Genomic DNA, 13,958 nt, shown 5'->3' on the forward strand with positions numbered 1-13,958 from the left:
GCGGTCTTCACCGGCACTTCTGTTCGCAGCGGAACGGCAAAGGTGCTTGCGGTCGCCACGGGAACGAAGACCGAGTTCGCATCGATCGCCGAAGCCTTGGAGCGAAAGATTCCGGAGACCGAGTTCGCTCACGGCATCAGGATGTTCGGGTATCTGATGACCGAGATCATGCTTGCGATCGTCATCCTGGTGTTCTTCGCCAATGTGATGCTCGACCGGCCGTTGATCGAATCGCTGCTGTTTTCGCTTGCCCTGGCGGTTGGCCTGACGCCCGAACTGCTGCCCGCGATCATCAGCGTCACCTTGGCCAAAGGCGCGCGGACAATGGCCACCGGCGGTGTCATCGTGCGTCGTCTCGATGCGATCGAGAACCTGGGCAGCATGGACCTGCTCTGCACCGACAAGACGGGAACGCTGACAGAGGGCGTCATCCACCTCGATGGATCGTTCGACGTCGAGGGCAATGCCTCGAAGGATGTTCTGCTTTGGGCGCTGCTGAACGCCACTTTGCAGACCGGGCTGAAGAATCCCTTGGACGAAGCAATAGCGAATACGCAACCCGGACAGGAGGATCTGTCCGGGTTCACCAAGATCGACGAGATCCCATACGATTTTGTCCGCAAGCGGCTGTCGGTCGCCGTGCAGCAGGGGGCGCGCGAACAGATCCTTATCACCAAGGGGGCCGTACAGAACGTTCTCGATGCGTGCGCCTTCGTGCAGGGTCCGCACGGCCCGAAATCCCTGGGCCCGGCGGAACGCCAGGCCATCGAGGAGAAATTCAGGCATTGGAGCGCGCAAGGGTATCGCGTCCTCGGCGTGGCGATCCGGCGATTTCAGAACAATGCAAGCTTCAGCCGCGACCACGAAACCGCAATGGCGTTCGCGGGATTCCTGCTCTTTCTCGACCCGCCAAAGGAGGGCGTGCGGGAAACGCTTTCGGCACTTGCCTATCGCGGCATCGGAGTAAAGGTCATTTCAGGCGACAACCGCTATGTCGCCGCGCATCTGGCCGAGGCCGTGGGCCTGCGGGCCGACAGGATCATGACCGGTGACGACCTGTCGAGACTGACGAAGAACGGGCTTCTGGCCAGTGTCCGCAGAACCGATCTGTTCGTCGAGATCGATCCGAACCAGAAAGAACGCATTGTCGAGGCGCTGCGCCGGAGCGGCCACGTCGTCGGCTATCTTGGGGATGGCATCAATGACGCGCCGGCGCTTCATGAAGCCGACATAGGCATTTCGGTCGATACGGCTGTCGATGTGGCCCGGGAGGCCGCGGACATCATCCTGCTCAAGCGCGATCTGGGCGTGCTGGTGCAGGGCGTCGATGATGGCCGAAAGACCTTCGCCAATACGATGAAATACATCTCGATCACGACCAGCGCCAACTTCGGCAACATGATCAGCATGGCCGCCGCTTCGCTCTACCTGCCGTTCCTGCCGCTGCTGGCCAAGCAGATCCTGCTGAACAACTTCCTTTCGGACATTCCTGCCCTGGCCATCGCGAGCGACAACGTCGATGCCGATCAGTTACGCAGGCCGCGGCGCTGGGACATCCGTTTCGTCCGACGCTTCATGGTGAGTTTCGGACTGGTGAGCTCGTTTTTCGACTTCGCGACCTTCGCATTCCTTCTTCTTGTCGTACGCGCCGCGGCGACCACGTTTCAGACTGCCTGGTTCATTGAATCCCTGCTGACGGAACTCGCCATCGTGCTCGTCGTGCGCACGCACAAGAGGCTATGGCGCAGCCGTCCCAGCCGTTTGCTTGCGGTTCTCACCCTGGGCATTGGCGCCATTGCCATCGCAATCCCGTTCGCTCCCTTCGCCGATTGGTTCGGGTTCGTCCCGCTGCCGGGACCGGTGCTGGCCGGGCTGCTCGCGATCACGGCGCTGTACGTCATCGTGTCGGAGGTCACCAAGACCTGGCTTTTCGAGCACGGCAGCCGAGGCAAACGCAGACGAACGGCGGGCAAACATGAGAGGCAAACGACAGGCAAATCGGCCCACGCCTCTGGATGAGAGGGAGGAAGCGGCTTGCAGACCAACCAGCCGGGCGCGACTGCCCGCACCGATGCAAAAGACCATTCCATGAGCAGAGGGCGTGCGATTTGGAACCGAGCCGAGGCCTGCTCGACCGGCTGGCGGCAAGGGGCTTGCATGCCTGGGCACGGGCCGCCGCCCGTGCGCTATGACGGTCACCACCCCGCCAGGCCGGTTGGTCCATTGTCAGCCTCCGACCGCGGCCTTGGCGACGTTCACGCCAAGGTCGTAGACAAGCTGCCCGCCGTAATAGCCTGTTGCCGTGACAAGGGCCGCGCCGGCTATTTCAATAGCGGGTATGGCGAGGGTCAACGTCCCCAGTTCGCGATTTCGCACCCACAGCACGAGTCGGATGAGGCCCCAGCCCAGAAAGGTGAAGGCGCTGATCGTGCCCAAGCTCTCATGGATCTCGGCGACCTCGCTGCTGAAACCGGCGGCCTCGGCGTAGTCAAGGGCCATGCCGCCGAAGAACCAGGTGACGACGGCGAACAATCCCGCGGTGACGGCAACAAAGGTGGAAATCGTCCCTACGCCCGAACGCATCGTTACGGCATTGCTTCCGGCAAGCGCGGCGAGATCGATGATCACAAGTGTGTAGATGAGCACAATAGGGAAGTGCACCAGAATGGGATGGACATGCTGAATTGCAGGCATCGGAAATTCTTCTCCAGAAACAGTGAGGGCGGCAGCCGTTGGACGCTCGATCGCCTGTCAATCGTCGCTGTCGCCGAATTCTTCGTCTTCCTGACCGCCGCGGGCGCCGGATACGGATTTGCCGCCGTCACACTCGTCGTCGCCGACGCCTTTGACCGCCTTGGGACCGATGGTGTTCATCATGGGGATCGCCTCAAGGTCGATTGGGCCGAAAGCTGTGGAGGAGGGTGCACATGACCCGTGATTGGATTCAGCGGCGGCGGGTATGACAAAAGCGGTGAGGCCTGCAAGGGCGACAAGCAAAACAGGGACATTGCGCATGGTTTCGGATCCTTCTCTGCGCGCCCACGATCGAGCGCGATGCCCTTTGATAGAGACCCGGTCCTTGCCGCCGGCTGACGATGATTGACAGCGGTTTGACAGCTTCCGCATGCGACAGCTCGCTTCCATGAAAATCGCACTGATGCGCTTGGCAGCTCTGAGCGTGGCCGGACTTGTCCTGGCCGCGCCATTTGCCGTTCGGGCGCAAGACGACGACGACGACCACGATCGGGCACGCGATCTATATGAACGCGGCGAGATCGAGGGCCTTGCCGGTATTCTGAGCATCGTCCGAGCCAAGGCTCCCGGTGAGATTGTCGCCGTCGATCTCATTCGCTCAGGAGGCAAGTGGGTCTATCGGGTTCAGGTGGTCGCTGCCGACGGTCGCCGCAGGATCGTCGACGTCGACGCCAGGGCCGGCGCCGTTGTGGGCGGTGAAGGCGACGACAGATGAAAATCCTGGTGGCCGAAGACGAACCACGCATTGCGACCGACATCGCGGCGGTCTTGAAGGCGTCGGGCATGGCCGTCGATATTGTGGGTGATGGCGAAGCGGCCTGGTTTGCAGGCGATGTCGAGAGCTATGATGCAGCGATCCTCGATCTGGGATTGCCGAAACTCGACGGTCTCACGGTGCTGAAGCGCTGGCGCGCCAATGGCCGCCGCTTTCCAGTTCTGATCCTGACGGCGAGGGGCCTGTGGACCGAGCGTGTCGAAGGCATCAACGCCGGCGCCGACGACTACCTTCCGAAGCCCTTTGAAATGGAGGAACTGCTGGCGCGGCTGCGCGCCATTCTGCGCCGTTCAAGCGGGCAGGCGGCGCCTGTCCTGCAATCGGGCCCCTTGCTGCTCGACACGCGCCAGATGCGCATTTCGCTCCGCGGCGCTCCAGTGGCACTTTCGCCGCTGGAATACCGCTTGCTGGCGTTTCTGATGCATCATGCCGGCCGCGTGGTCCCGCCAACCGAACTTGCGGAACATCTGTATAGTTCAGGCAATGAACGCGATCCGAACACGATCGAGGTCATCGTCGCGCGTCTGCGGCGCAAACTCGGTAATGACATCATCGAGACGCGACGCGGGTTCGGATATCTCGTGCCTGACGGGCCTGGCTGATGGGCAATTCGATCCGTTTCAGACTTTGGTCGGCGGCGGCCGTATCGATTATCATTGCTCTGGCCATCGCCGGCGTTGGCCTGCGTTATCTGTTTGAACTGAACGTCGAGCGGCGGGTCGTCAGTGAGCTGACCGTCGACCTCAATGACCTGATCGGCGCGACGAGTTTCGCAGCCGACGGCCGGCTGTCGGTCGAAGCGGCGCTGGCCGACCAGCGTTTTGCCAGCCCGTTGTCCGGCCACTACTGGCAGGTGGAAGATCTGGCCACGCATAGCCTCGTGCGATCGCGCTCCCTGTGGGATGCGACGCTGACCTTGCCGGAAAAGGTGGCCAATGGCGAGCTGAGAAAGGAAGAGCTCAAGGGGCCCGGCGGAGAGCTCACCGTCGCCGTCGTGCGCACGATCACCGATGCCGACGGGCGGGCCTTTCGCGCCATCGTGGCGGAAGACCATCGCAACGTCGAAGTGTCGGTGGGCGAGTATGTCCGCGATCTCGCGCCAGCGCTCACGATGCTCGCCTTCGCGCTGATGGGAGCGTTCTTCATCCAGATCACCGTTGGTTTGGCGCCGCTGGAAAGCCTGAGGGTTGCCGTCAAAAAGGTGATTGCGCAGCGGACGGCGCGGCTTGACGTGGCCGCGCCGAGCGAAGTCCAGCCATTGGCCGATGAAATCAACCGCCTGCTCGACGCCCAGGAGAAAGCTCTCGCTCGCGCCCGCTCGCGCGCCACCGATCTCGCGCATGGCCTCAAGACACCCCTGCAGGTCCTGTCCGCCGATATCCGGACTTTACGCAAAAAGGGCGAGACCGGGCTTGCCGACGAAATCGAGAAGAGCGCGGGCGCAATTCGCCGCCACGTCGAGCGGGAGCTGGCACGCGCCCGTCTGGCGCCTGGTGTTTCCGGCAAGGCCGCGTGCCTTGTCCGGGAGGTGGCGGCCGGCGTGATTGCCGTCGTCAAACGCACGCCAAGGGGCAAGCAGCTCTCATTCGTGGTCGATGCCGCTGAGGATTTCGTGGCGCCGGTCGACGAAGGCGACCTGTCGGAGATTCTCGGCAATCTGGTGGAAAACGCGACGCGTTTCGCGAAATCCCTGGTTCATGTGAGCGCGTCCGCAAGAGCGGGCGAGGTCATAATCACCGTGGTCGATGATGGGCCGGGTATCCCCGAGGCCGCCCGGCATGCCGCCTTGTTGCGTGGCGTTCAGCTCGACAGCAAGGGCGGCGGCAGCGGCCTCGGCCTGGCGATCGTTTCGGATATCGTCGAAGCCTATGGAGGCCGCCTCGAAATGGCTAATGCCAACGCTGGTCTGGCGGTGACCATTTACCTGCCTCGGCATGGTTGAGCGGCGGTCAGGCAAATCCCGGGAAGTAGTCGACCTTGATTCTGGAGCGGCGAACGCCCATGGCCAGGAGCTTCTGCCGCAGAGCCTTGACCATGGCCTGCGGGCCGGAGATGTAGAAGGTGCGTTCGAGATAGTCGGGCATGGTGAGGCGCACCAGGCGGGCGTCGATATAACCGGGATACTGGCCGCGCAGCGCGCCCTTGGCCACGGCGTGGAACGTCCTTATGCCCAGCTCGCGCCTCGCCTCGCCGAGCACTTCCCGATAGGCGATGTCCTCCTGGCTCTCCGTCCCATAGAGAACGACGATGGGTCGCGCTTCCTTGCGATCGATGAGATAGCGCAGCATCGAGCGGAATGGCGTGATGCCGATGCCGCCGGCGAGGAATGCGATCTTGATGCCGGGATCGGACGGCAGCGTGAAATCGCCGGCCAACTGCGAGGCGTGGATCGTGCCGCCCAGCTTCATGGTGCCCAGCGCCTGCTTGAAGGCGCTTGACCGCGGATAGAATTTGACGCCCAGCCGTACCGATTGCTCGGTAGGGGATGAAGCCACCGTGAAATAGCGCCGGTTGCCGCGGTTGTCGGACCTGTCGAGGCCAAGCGTCCACTCAAGGTACTGGCCCGCCCGGAAGGCGAGCTTTCGCTGCGACCTGAAGATGAAGTCGTAGCTATCGACGGCCGTTTGCTCGATGCGTTCCAAAGTCAGCACGAACCGGCCCTTCGGGCCCACGGCGTAGGCGAAGAGATTGCCCGCCAGAAGTGCGAGCTCGGGCGTGAAATAAAACGAGCCGATATGGATGTTGGGTGCGAACAGAAAGCCGACGATGGCGGCAAACGCGATACGCGGCCAGCGTGTTGTCGGAGCCGTCAGTGGTTCCGTCAGCATCACGAAGGCGAAGAACAGCAGCGGCGACGAGCTGAAAGTCTCCCGAAGAGCGCTGCCATACTGGGACGGGCCGGTCGTGGCCAGTATCGTGACCAGCGCCACCCCAAAGAATGCGGCCACGAGATCGAGCCGGCGTAGCTTGCGCACCAGGAGAACGCCGCCCACGAGCACAAAGGGAAGCAGCCAGGCATTGCCTCCGACCCACCATGTGGCCGGTCGATCGAGCAAGAGCGCGGTCAAAGCAACGCCCAGCGCGGCCGGATTGAACAGATGTTTCCTGCCGACGGCCAGGATGTATTTCGAGGAAATCGCCCAGACCGACGCGAATGCCACGGCGCCGATGCCCTTGAAGTCGGTGGCGGCAACCGGATCGAGGATGAGCGCCAGGATCATCGCGGTGATGTAGACAGACTCGCTGTTGGCGGGAACTTCGAAGATGCGTGCAAAAACCCTGTTGGCGATCCAGCCGGCGGCCAGCACCAAACCGGTCGTAAAGGCGAGTTCGACCGGATCATGCGGCACCAGCCCTGCGGCGCTCAACACCAAGGCGGCGCCCAGCAGCGTCATCAGGTAGTAGAGAACCAGCCGATACATGGTCAGGTGGTCCAGAAGTCGATCCACGGTCTTGATCATGGTTGGCAGAATGCTCCAAAGCCGCTTGTCGGCGTGGCACGCCGGTTGCTGTCGACAAGATATCCCTCGAGGCCCTCGGCCTGCTCGAGAAAGAGGATGCCATTCCGGCCCATGGCGAAAGCGGCGGTGGCGAAGCGGTCGGCCTCGAGCACATCCAGGCCGATGACCGTAACGCTGACGATATCCGTGATCGGATCACGGCCCGCCCGTGGATTGTAGATATGCTGGCCCCGCGCATAGGTGCCGGAGGTAGCGACACCGCGTCCTCGCGGATAGATCACCTTGATGATCTCATCCGTATGGAACGGATTGCGGATGCCGACGCTCCAGTCCCGACCGGAAGCATTCCTGCCGCAGGACTGGATGTCGCCGCCCGCCTCGATGAAGAAGTCGCTCACGCCGGCCTGGCGGACGATTTCGGCCGCATTGCGGATGGCCCAGCCCTTGACGATGCCGGAGGGGTCGAGCGCGCCGTCGGGTCTATGGATGTCGAAATAGCCGTCCGTCTGCCTTCTGGTTTGCTCCGCGATCTTCATCACGTCCAGCATTTGGCCGCTCCAGTCGCGGACCGGAATGTCGCCCCGATTGATGGCTGAGATCTCGCTATCCGTCCGATAGGTGCTGAAACGCCGGTCGACGTCGTCGAAATAGTCGAAAACCCTCTCGACAAGGTCGTCGGCCGAGCCGCCGATGTCGATGGTGATGGGCATGCCCATCAATATTCTCGTTTCGCGCATGAAATTTACGACGACGCCTTCTTGAGCGCGCCGCCAAGCGATTGGATGAAGGCCCTGCTGGTCAGCGTGGCGCCCGAAATGATGTCGACATCCGCACTTTGCGCGCTGATCGCCTCGTCGCGCAGCATCGGCAACGCCTGCCGATTGATGTTGACGGAGGTGCGGCGGTCGTTCGGGTATCTCAATATCTTGAGCGCCGTCAGGCGGCCTCCCTGAACAAGCGCCTGAAGCTGGATGATGCCGTAATATGCGTCGGCCGCGGGACCGGTGTAGACCCCGTCGGCATAGCCGTGGGCGGCGAGCTTCATGCCTGTACGGATCACGTATGCCGGCGCTTGCGGATCTGCCGGTCGCGGCTGCGGAATTGGAATATAGACGGCAGGCGTCACAGAGAACGACCGTGCTTCCGGTTGAGCGACACTTGCGGCTGCTGGCGCGGGGTTTCGCTTCGGCGGCGAAGGCGGCAGCTTTGGGACCTGCGGCGGGCTGGCGGCAACTGCCGGCTTCGGAGCTGCAGCCGATATCGTCGCCGCTGTGTCCGTTCCGGCATCGACGGGCGTCTCTGGGGCTGGCTCCCGCCGCAGGTTCTGGGGAACCCTGGGCAGGCGCGTTGCCGATGCAACCGGATCGGCTGGCGTCGGCAGGCCGACCGGCGGCAACATGCTTTGCTCCGCGGCATTGGCGGGGACGCCCATATCGATCAGGTCGTCAGCGGGGAGCTTGCCCGCCTGGCTCCAGACATAGGCTCCTGACGACGCGATCACGAAGAGCGACAAGGCGGTCTTTTTCATAGGCAATGCATCCCAGGTTGAGGCGTGCAGCGGCCGAGCCGTTGCATGCGTGCTGGGGCAATATCTCACGAGCTAGCTGACAACTGGCTGTCAGCCGGCTTGATCGAGCCATGCCTCACCGAGTGAGCCGTTTGTTTGTGCGATTGACCGTGATCAAGGCCAGCATGAATTGGCTCGGCAACTATTTGGTCGGAACCGACGTCCAACCAAGGGGATCCGACCATGACTTCCGACATCATCGCCATCTGGGCTGGGATACTCGGCCTTGCTTATCTTGCCGGCGCGGGACTCTATTTCGAAATAGCTTCCAGCGCGAAGCGCAGGCGGGCTTCGGCAAGCTATGGCTTCGGTCGGCATCGGCTTCAGCCGGTGAAGGTCAGGCACTCGCGCTAGAGCAATTCCAGGAAAAGTGCGTAGCGGTTTTCCGTCCGGAATTGCGCAAAAACAAATACTTCTAGGACAGTCGGCATGCCAATTGGCGTTTCTTGTTGCCGGGCAGTCAGCTAGTCTGTTCCTGTTGCATTTTTTGGAGAAGCCGGGATTGCCATGAAGGCAATGGTGCTGGAGAAGCGCGGCACGCCTTTGAAGCTTTTCGATCGCCCCGATCCCACGCCGGGACCGGGCGAGATCAGGCTCAAGGTGGAGGCATGCGCGGTCTGTCGAACCGATCTGCATGTCGTGGACGGTGACTTGCCGAGACCAAAGCTGCCGCTTGTGCCGGGTCACGAAATCGTCGGTATCGTCGATCTTGTCGGTGAAGGCGTATCGCGGTCCCGGCTTGGGCAGAGGGTGGGTGTTCCCTGGCTCGGGCATACATGCGGGCACTGTCCCTATTGCACCTCCGGCGCCGAAAATCTCTGCGACGAGCCTCTCTTCACCGGCTATACGCGGGATGGCGGCTTCGCAAGCCATGTCGTTGCCGACGAGCGTTTCGCGTTCGAACTCGACGCCGCTGCCGATCCGGTCGCGTTGGCGCCGTTGCTGTGCGCGGGCCTGATCGGCTGGCGCTGCCTCAGGAAGGCGGGCGACGGCAGGCGGCTCGGCATCTATGGCTTCGGCGCCGCCGCTCACATCATCACCCAGGTCGCGATCTGGCAGGGACGTGAAGTCCTTGCCTTCACGCGGCCTGGCGACATCCAGGCCCAGGAATTCGCGCGCTCGCTAGGCGTTGTCTGGGCAGGGGCGTCCGATGAGCTGCCACCCGTCGAGCTTGACGCCGCGATCATCTTCGCGCCTGTCGGCGAACTGGTGCCGGCCGCGTTGCGGGCCGTGCGCAAGGGCGGTCGCGTGGTCTGCGGCGGCATCCACATGAGCGACATTCCAGCAATGCCTTATAAGCTTCTCTGGGAAGAGAGAGAACTGGTGTCGGTCGCGAACCTTACCCGCCGTGACGCGGAGGAGTTCTTCCCGATTGCGCGGCGCGCGCGGGTGCGCACGCATACGAAGACATATCCGCTCGAGCAGGCCAACCAGGCGCTGGACGATTTGCGGATGGGCAGATTGAGCGGGGCCGCGGTCCTGCAGCCGTAGTCTCATCAGCGACTACACGGCGCGCTCACCCAGGCTCTGCATTTGCTTCATCCAGCCCGCCCGCTTCGCATCGCTGGCGTTCGCGATCATGCCGAACAAAGTCTCGCGCACCGGCTTGATGCCGGCGAAGTTGAGGATGCTTCGCCGCATGCCGGCCAAGCCGTGGCCGAGGAACCAAAGCCTATAGACTGCCGCGGGCATTCCCATCGTCACCACCAGGCGCGCGGAGCGGCCGCGCAGCAAGGTTTTGGGGAGTCCGATGCCCTTGTCCGGATAGGCGAACGCGACCCCCGGCCGCATTACCTGCTCGAGAAATGCCTTGAGCATGGCCGGCATGGTTCCGAGCCAAAGCGGGAAGACAAAGACGATGTGCTGTGCCCAAATGACTGCCTCGGCAGCTTCCTTGAGGCTGTCGGGGACCACTCCGTGCTCGAATTCCTGCGTTGTTCGAAGCAGCGGGAACTCCAGCGCGGCGAGGTCGATCTTGCGCACGACATGGCCAGCCCGTTGCGCGCCTTCGGCATATGCCGCTGCCAACGCGCGGCAGAGCCGCTCGGGAGACGGGTCGGGATGGCCGATGACAATGAGTATGCGGCGTGACATCGCCTGAGTCCGACCCGCTTTACGGCTGTTCGACGCGAGCGACCTGATAGGTGTGCATGGCCCCATTGCGATTTATCGAGACATATTCGCCGGTCACGAAGCGCTCCTCGCCGAGATGAAACCCTACCTCGTCGTCACGGTCGCCCTCGGCGTAGTCGAAGAACCATTGTCCGCCCGGCTTGCGGCGCAACCGGCCGACAAGGTCGTCTTCGCCGGTGCGGAAGCGGCGGACACGACAGAAGGCCCGGTGTGTCTTCCACTCCTCGGCGTCGAGCCGCCCCTCGCTGGTGAGAGGCGCCAGCATGTCGTAGCCTTCTTCGTGGTCTCCTTCCGGATGGCCCTTCTCGCGCGCAAGAAGCAGTCGGATGTTCCTGAATTTCGGGGTGAGGTCGTGCAAAGTGGTCATGGGCGAACTCCTTCAAAGCCATTCCTATCGCAGCGACCGCGTGTGACCTTGATCGGGGTCAATTTGACCGACACGGGACAGGCGGTGCTCGAGGGGCTGCGCCTGCCCCGAGCACCGCACCATCTGTTGCGCTGCACGACAGTTGACAATCCGCCGGATACCAACCGCTTTACATCACCGTGCCATCAGCGCGAACACGCCCCAGCCCAGGTATTCGCGCGTGTACGCGGCGTAACGTCCGGGTTCAGAGGTCAGTTGGGCTCGAACATCTTTTGCGAAATCGTCGTCGGGATTCGTGTCGAGCCACCGGCGCATGGTGAGCCACTTGGCCGCCTCGTACCTGTCCCAGCCGTCCTGGTCCGCCAGAACCATTTCCACAACGTCGTAGTCGAGGTTGCCGAAAGACGCGAGAAGTCCTGGAAGCATGAGAAAGTCGGAGATCGAACCGGCAAGGCATCCCTTGGCAACGTCTTCCGTGGGCGGCGACTGCAGCCAGTACGGCTCGCCGATGAGGATGATCCCTCCGGTGTAGAGGCTCTCAGCCAGAAGCTCGATGGTGCCGACGACTCCTCCGCCGATCCACGTGGCACCGAGACAGGCTGCTACACCGACCTTTTCGTCGGCCACATAGCCGGAAGCGTCGCCGTGGATGAACTCGACTCGATCGGCGACCCCGAGTTCTTCGGCGCGCAGCTTCGCTTGCTCGGTGAACAATCGGCTCTTGTCGATACCGGTGCCGCTAATCCCGTAATCGCGTGCCCAACTGCACAGCATCTCGCCTGAACCGCTGCCGAGGTCCAGCACACGGGTCTCTGGTTCAAGGCGCAACGCCGCGCCGAGAGTGGCGAGCTTTTCGGGCGTGAATGGGTTGTGGATGCGGTGAGCGCTTTCGGTGACGTTGAAGATCCGGGGGATGTCCACTGCGGAAACGCCTTTTCGTGTGTAAATGGATCGGGTGGGTCACCAATGTACCCAATTTTATTGGCCGGGGTGGATTTCACCCGACCGACACGCAACTCACGAACTGGAGCACGTGCGGCAACCATATCTCGCGACTACCAGTGCGAGAAAGGCGGAAGGATTTTCGGTTCTAAGCAAACTAACCGATTCCGAAATCGGTCAGTTTTGTTCAGGCTGAGCTGGTGGCTGTCGGCAGGTGACTGCGAACCCAGTTGACGATCTGGCCGGTGCTCATCGCCCCCGATATGCGCGCGATCTCCCGCTGATGGCGAAAAAGGATCATGGTCGGGATACCGCGAATGCCGAGCCTGACCGCGGCCGACTGCTCCGCGTCCGAATTCAGCTTGATCAGGCGGATGTCAGGCTCGAGCGCCCTGGCGGCAGCTTCATAGGCTGGCGCCATCATCTTGCATGGACCGCACCATGGGGCCCAGACGTCGACAAGAACAGGCAAACTGCCGCGACCGATCTGACGGTCGAAGTTCACCGCGTCAATGTCTTCCGGGTGCCCCGAAAAAAGCCTTGTGCCACACTTTCCGCATTTCGCGTCGCTGCCTTTTCGGGTGAGCGGCAGGCGATTGATCGCACCACATTTGGTGCAAACCACCAGGTTCTCCTGTGTCATGGCCTTTCAGCTTTCCTAGCTCGGTCGTGTTCGAAATGCCCGTCGCCAAGCGCACGCAATGCATTGAGGATGACGGCGACGTCTATGCCCTCCTGAAGCAGGGCTCCCACCACCGGCGTTATCTGCCCCATGGCGGCTGAGATCATCGCTGCGCCCGAGAGCGCCAACCCGACAACGATACTCTGCAGGGCGATCCGGCGCGTACGCCTGGCGATCCGTAATGCTTCCGAAACAGGCTGCAGCCTGTCGGTCAGCACGACGACATCCGCTGCTTCCGACGAAGCCGTTCCGCCGCGAGCCCCCATGGCAATGCCCACCGTCGCGGCGGCAAGGGCAGGGGCGTCGTTGATGCCGTCGCCCACCATCATCGCCGGCGCCGTCGCCTTCTCGGCCTCGACAGTTGCGACCTTGTCCGCCGGCGTGGCATCGGCAAAGACGGCATCGAGATCGAGCGAAGCGGAAACCCTTTCCGCCGCCACGCCGTCGTCACCGGTGAGCATGACTATTCGGGTGACCCCAACCGAACGCAAAGCGTCGACGGCGTCGCGGGCATCCTGGCGCAGGGCGTCTCCGAATGTGAAAATACCGGCAAGCCGGCCATCGAGAGCCAGAAACACCCTGAGCACCTGAGCGTTGCGATACCGTTCCTCGCCGGCCGTCGCCCACTGAGGCAGTGGCCCGTCCCCAAGGACGAGCGACCTCGACCCTGCCGCGACCCATGTTCGATCGATCCGACCCTTCAGGCCTTCTCCGCGATGTTCGTGAACGTCATGAGGCTGGGAAAGCGCCAGGTTCCCATGGCGAGCGATACGGACAATCGAATCCGCGAGGACATGGTGCGAAGCCTGTTCCAGCGAAGCCAGCAGTCGCAGCAATTCATTGGCTTCCCGGTCCGGAGCGACGTCGATCTCGATGAGCTCGGCGCCGCCGATCGTCAAGGTGCCGGTCTTGTCGAAGATCGCGGTGCGTATCTGAGCGAGCGCCTCCACCGCCGTGCTGCCCTTCATCAGGATGCCGGCGCGGGCAGCACGTGATACGCCGCCGATGAATGCGACGGGTGCCGCGAGGATCAGTGGACAAGGGGTTGCGACCACCAGAACGGCGAGCGCACGGACCGGATCATCGGAAACGTACCAGGCGATGCCGGCGATCAGAAGCGTGAGCGGAAGGAGCAGCAGCGCGAAGCGATCGGCAATGCGTATGAATGGCGCCTTGGCGGTCTGCGCGGCAGCGACCATGCGCACGATCGCGGCATAGGTGCTCTTGTCGGCGATAGCCGATGCCCGCATGACAAAAGCCTCGCCGGCGTTGACGGT

General features: G+C 62.6%; 16 protein-coding genes. 6 read left to right on the plus strand and 10 right to left on the minus strand.

Annotation, left to right across the window (positions count from 1 at the left end; translation table 11 throughout):
- A partial coding sequence (gene mgtA, locus EOA38_RS12220) for a magnesium-translocating P-type ATPase (protein ID WP_127299321.1) occupies positions 1 to 2,019 on the plus strand: 2,019 nt, incomplete at its 5' end.
- Between the two features lie 207 nt (positions 2,020 to 2,226).
- Here mgtA and EOA38_RS12225 read toward each other — a convergent pair.
- Together EOA38_RS12225 and EOA38_RS39730 are read right to left on the minus strand one after the other, a co-directional pair.
- Positions 2,227 to 2,694 (minus strand): DUF2231 domain-containing protein, encoded by a 468-nt coding sequence (locus tag EOA38_RS12225; RefSeq protein ID WP_126092044.1) that lies wholly within the window; start codon positions 2,692 to 2,694, stop codon positions 2,227 to 2,229.
- Between the two features lie 57 nt (positions 2,695 to 2,751).
- Complete coding sequence (locus EOA38_RS39730) at positions 2,752 to 3,015, minus strand: hypothetical protein (RefSeq protein WP_127299322.1); 264 nt, start codon at positions 3,013 to 3,015, stop codon at positions 2,752 to 2,754.
- A gap of 109 nt (positions 3,016 to 3,124) precedes the next feature.
- Here EOA38_RS39730 and EOA38_RS12235 point away from each other — a divergent pair, with 109 nt between their 5' ends.
- Genes EOA38_RS12235 through EOA38_RS12245 form a run of 3 tightly spaced genes read left to right on the plus strand, consistent with a single transcriptional unit; the run spans position 3,125 to position 5,471 of the window.
- On the plus strand, positions 3,125 to 3,469 hold the full coding sequence (locus EOA38_RS12235) for a PepSY domain-containing protein (protein ID WP_245464885.1): 345 nt from the start codon (positions 3,125 to 3,127) through the stop codon (positions 3,467 to 3,469).
- Positions 3,466 to 4,131 (plus strand): response regulator transcription factor, encoded by a 666-nt coding sequence (locus tag EOA38_RS12240; protein ID WP_126092045.1) that lies wholly within the window; start codon positions 3,466 to 3,468, stop codon positions 4,129 to 4,131. The genes EOA38_RS12235 and EOA38_RS12240 overlap by 4 nt, the downstream gene beginning before the upstream one ends.
- Complete coding sequence (locus tag EOA38_RS12245) at positions 4,131 to 5,471, plus strand: HAMP domain-containing sensor histidine kinase (protein WP_127299323.1); 1,341 nt, start codon at positions 4,131 to 4,133, stop codon at positions 5,469 to 5,471. The genes EOA38_RS12240 and EOA38_RS12245 overlap by 1 nt, the downstream gene beginning before the upstream one ends.
- A 7-nt stretch (positions 5,472 to 5,478) precedes the next feature.
- Here the strand turns inward: EOA38_RS12245 and EOA38_RS12250 are convergent, their stop codons facing one another.
- From EOA38_RS12250 to EOA38_RS12260, 3 genes are read right to left on the minus strand one after another with little or no spacing between them, the layout of a single operon-like run.
- Positions 5,479 to 6,990, minus strand: coding sequence for an RnfABCDGE type electron transport complex subunit D (locus EOA38_RS12250; protein WP_126092047.1), 1,512 nt, complete (start codon positions 6,988 to 6,990; stop codon positions 5,479 to 5,481).
- On the minus strand, positions 6,987 to 7,706 hold the full coding sequence (locus tag EOA38_RS12255; protein WP_245464886.1) for an FAD:protein FMN transferase: 720 nt from the start codon (positions 7,704 to 7,706) through the stop codon (positions 6,987 to 6,989). The genes EOA38_RS12250 and EOA38_RS12255 overlap by 4 nt, the downstream gene beginning before the upstream one ends.
- Before the next feature lie 26 nt (positions 7,707 to 7,732).
- Positions 7,733 to 8,518, minus strand: a complete 786-nt coding sequence (locus EOA38_RS12260) for an FMN-binding protein (RefSeq protein WP_126092049.1) — start codon at positions 8,516 to 8,518, stop codon at positions 7,733 to 7,735.
- 222 nt (positions 8,519 to 8,740) lie between these two features.
- Here EOA38_RS12260 and EOA38_RS39115 point away from each other — a divergent pair, with 222 nt between their 5' ends.
- Together EOA38_RS39115 and EOA38_RS12265 are read left to right on the plus strand one after the other, a co-directional pair.
- On the plus strand, positions 8,741 to 8,911 hold the full coding sequence (locus tag EOA38_RS39115; protein WP_189350539.1) for a hypothetical protein: 171 nt from the start codon (positions 8,741 to 8,743) through the stop codon (positions 8,909 to 8,911).
- 153 nt (positions 8,912 to 9,064) lie between these two features.
- On the plus strand, positions 9,065 to 10,048 hold the full coding sequence (locus tag EOA38_RS12265) for a zinc-dependent alcohol dehydrogenase family protein (protein ID WP_126092050.1): 984 nt from the start codon (positions 9,065 to 9,067) through the stop codon (positions 10,046 to 10,048).
- Positions 10,049 to 10,060: 12 nt separating this feature from the next.
- On the opposite strand, the gene EOA38_RS12270 is transcribed toward EOA38_RS12265, so the two are convergent.
- The 5 genes from EOA38_RS12270 to EOA38_RS12290 all read right to left on the minus strand — a co-directional run.
- Positions 10,061 to 10,651: an NAD(P)H-dependent oxidoreductase gene (locus EOA38_RS12270; RefSeq protein WP_126092051.1), complete on the minus strand. Its 591-nt coding sequence runs from the start codon at positions 10,649 to 10,651 to the stop codon at positions 10,061 to 10,063.
- A gap of 19 nt (positions 10,652 to 10,670) precedes the next feature.
- Positions 10,671 to 11,057 (minus strand): hypothetical protein, encoded by a 387-nt coding sequence (locus EOA38_RS12275; protein WP_126092052.1) that lies wholly within the window; start codon positions 11,055 to 11,057, stop codon positions 10,671 to 10,673.
- A gap of 174 nt (positions 11,058 to 11,231) precedes the next feature.
- A complete protein-coding gene (locus EOA38_RS12280; protein WP_126092053.1) occupies positions 11,232 to 11,978 on the minus strand; it encodes a class I SAM-dependent methyltransferase in 747 nt (248 codons plus the stop codon).
- A 208-nt stretch (positions 11,979 to 12,186) separates the two neighbouring features.
- Entirely contained in the window at positions 12,187 to 12,642 is a 456-nt protein-coding gene (gene trxC, locus EOA38_RS12285) for a thioredoxin TrxC (protein WP_126092054.1), read from the minus strand.
- Positions 12,639 to 13,958, minus strand: a 1,320-nt coding sequence (locus tag EOA38_RS12290) for a heavy metal translocating P-type ATPase (protein WP_127299324.1), incomplete at its 5' end; no start/stop codon positions are given. The genes EOA38_RS12290 and trxC, both read right to left, overlap by 4 nt.

Source organism: Mesorhizobium sp. M1E.F.Ca.ET.041.01.1.1 (genome assembly GCF_003997355.1).
GTDB lineage: Bacteria > Pseudomonadota > Alphaproteobacteria > Rhizobiales > Rhizobiaceae > Mesorhizobium.

Bases quoted from the DNA above. Each gene is read 5' to 3' on its own strand.
- EOA38_RS12260 (WP_126092049.1), bottom strand. From the start codon at position 8,518: ATGAAAAAGACCGCCTTGTCGCTCTTCGTGATCGCGTCGTCAGGAGCC.
- EOA38_RS12240 (WP_126092045.1), top strand. From the start codon at position 3,466: ATGAAAATCCTGGTGGCCGAAGACGAACCACGCATTGCGACCGACATC.
- EOA38_RS12250 (WP_126092047.1), bottom strand. From the start codon at position 6,990: ATGATCAAGACCGTGGATCGACTTCTGGACCACCTGACCATGTATCGG.
- EOA38_RS12225 (WP_126092044.1), bottom strand. From the start codon at position 2,694: ATGCCTGCAATTCAGCATGTCCATCCCATTCTGGTGCACTTCCCTATT.
- EOA38_RS12265 (WP_126092050.1), top strand. From the start codon at position 9,065: ATGAAGGCAATGGTGCTGGAGAAGCGCGGCACGCCTTTGAAGCTTTTC.
- EOA38_RS12270 (WP_126092051.1), bottom strand. From the start codon at position 10,651: ATGTCACGCCGCATACTCATTGTCATCGGCCATCCCGACCCGTCTCCC.
- trxC (WP_126092054.1), bottom strand. From the start codon at position 12,642: ATGACACAGGAGAACCTGGTGGTTTGCACCAAATGTGGTGCGATCAAT.
- EOA38_RS12245 (WP_127299323.1), top strand. From the start codon at position 4,131: ATGGGCAATTCGATCCGTTTCAGACTTTGGTCGGCGGCGGCCGTATCG.
- EOA38_RS12275 (WP_126092052.1), bottom strand. From the start codon at position 11,057: ATGACCACTTTGCACGACCTCACCCCGAAATTCAGGAACATCCGACTG.
- EOA38_RS12255 (WP_245464886.1), bottom strand. From the start codon at position 7,706: ATGGGCATGCCCATCACCATCGACATCGGCGGCTCGGCCGACGACCTT.
- EOA38_RS39730 (WP_127299322.1), bottom strand. From the start codon at position 3,015: ATGCGCAATGTCCCTGTTTTGCTTGTCGCCCTTGCAGGCCTCACCGCT.
- EOA38_RS39115 (WP_189350539.1), top strand. From the start codon at position 8,741: ATGACTTCCGACATCATCGCCATCTGGGCTGGGATACTCGGCCTTGCT.
- EOA38_RS12235 (WP_245464885.1), top strand. From the start codon at position 3,125: ATGCGACAGCTCGCTTCCATGAAAATCGCACTGATGCGCTTGGCAGCT.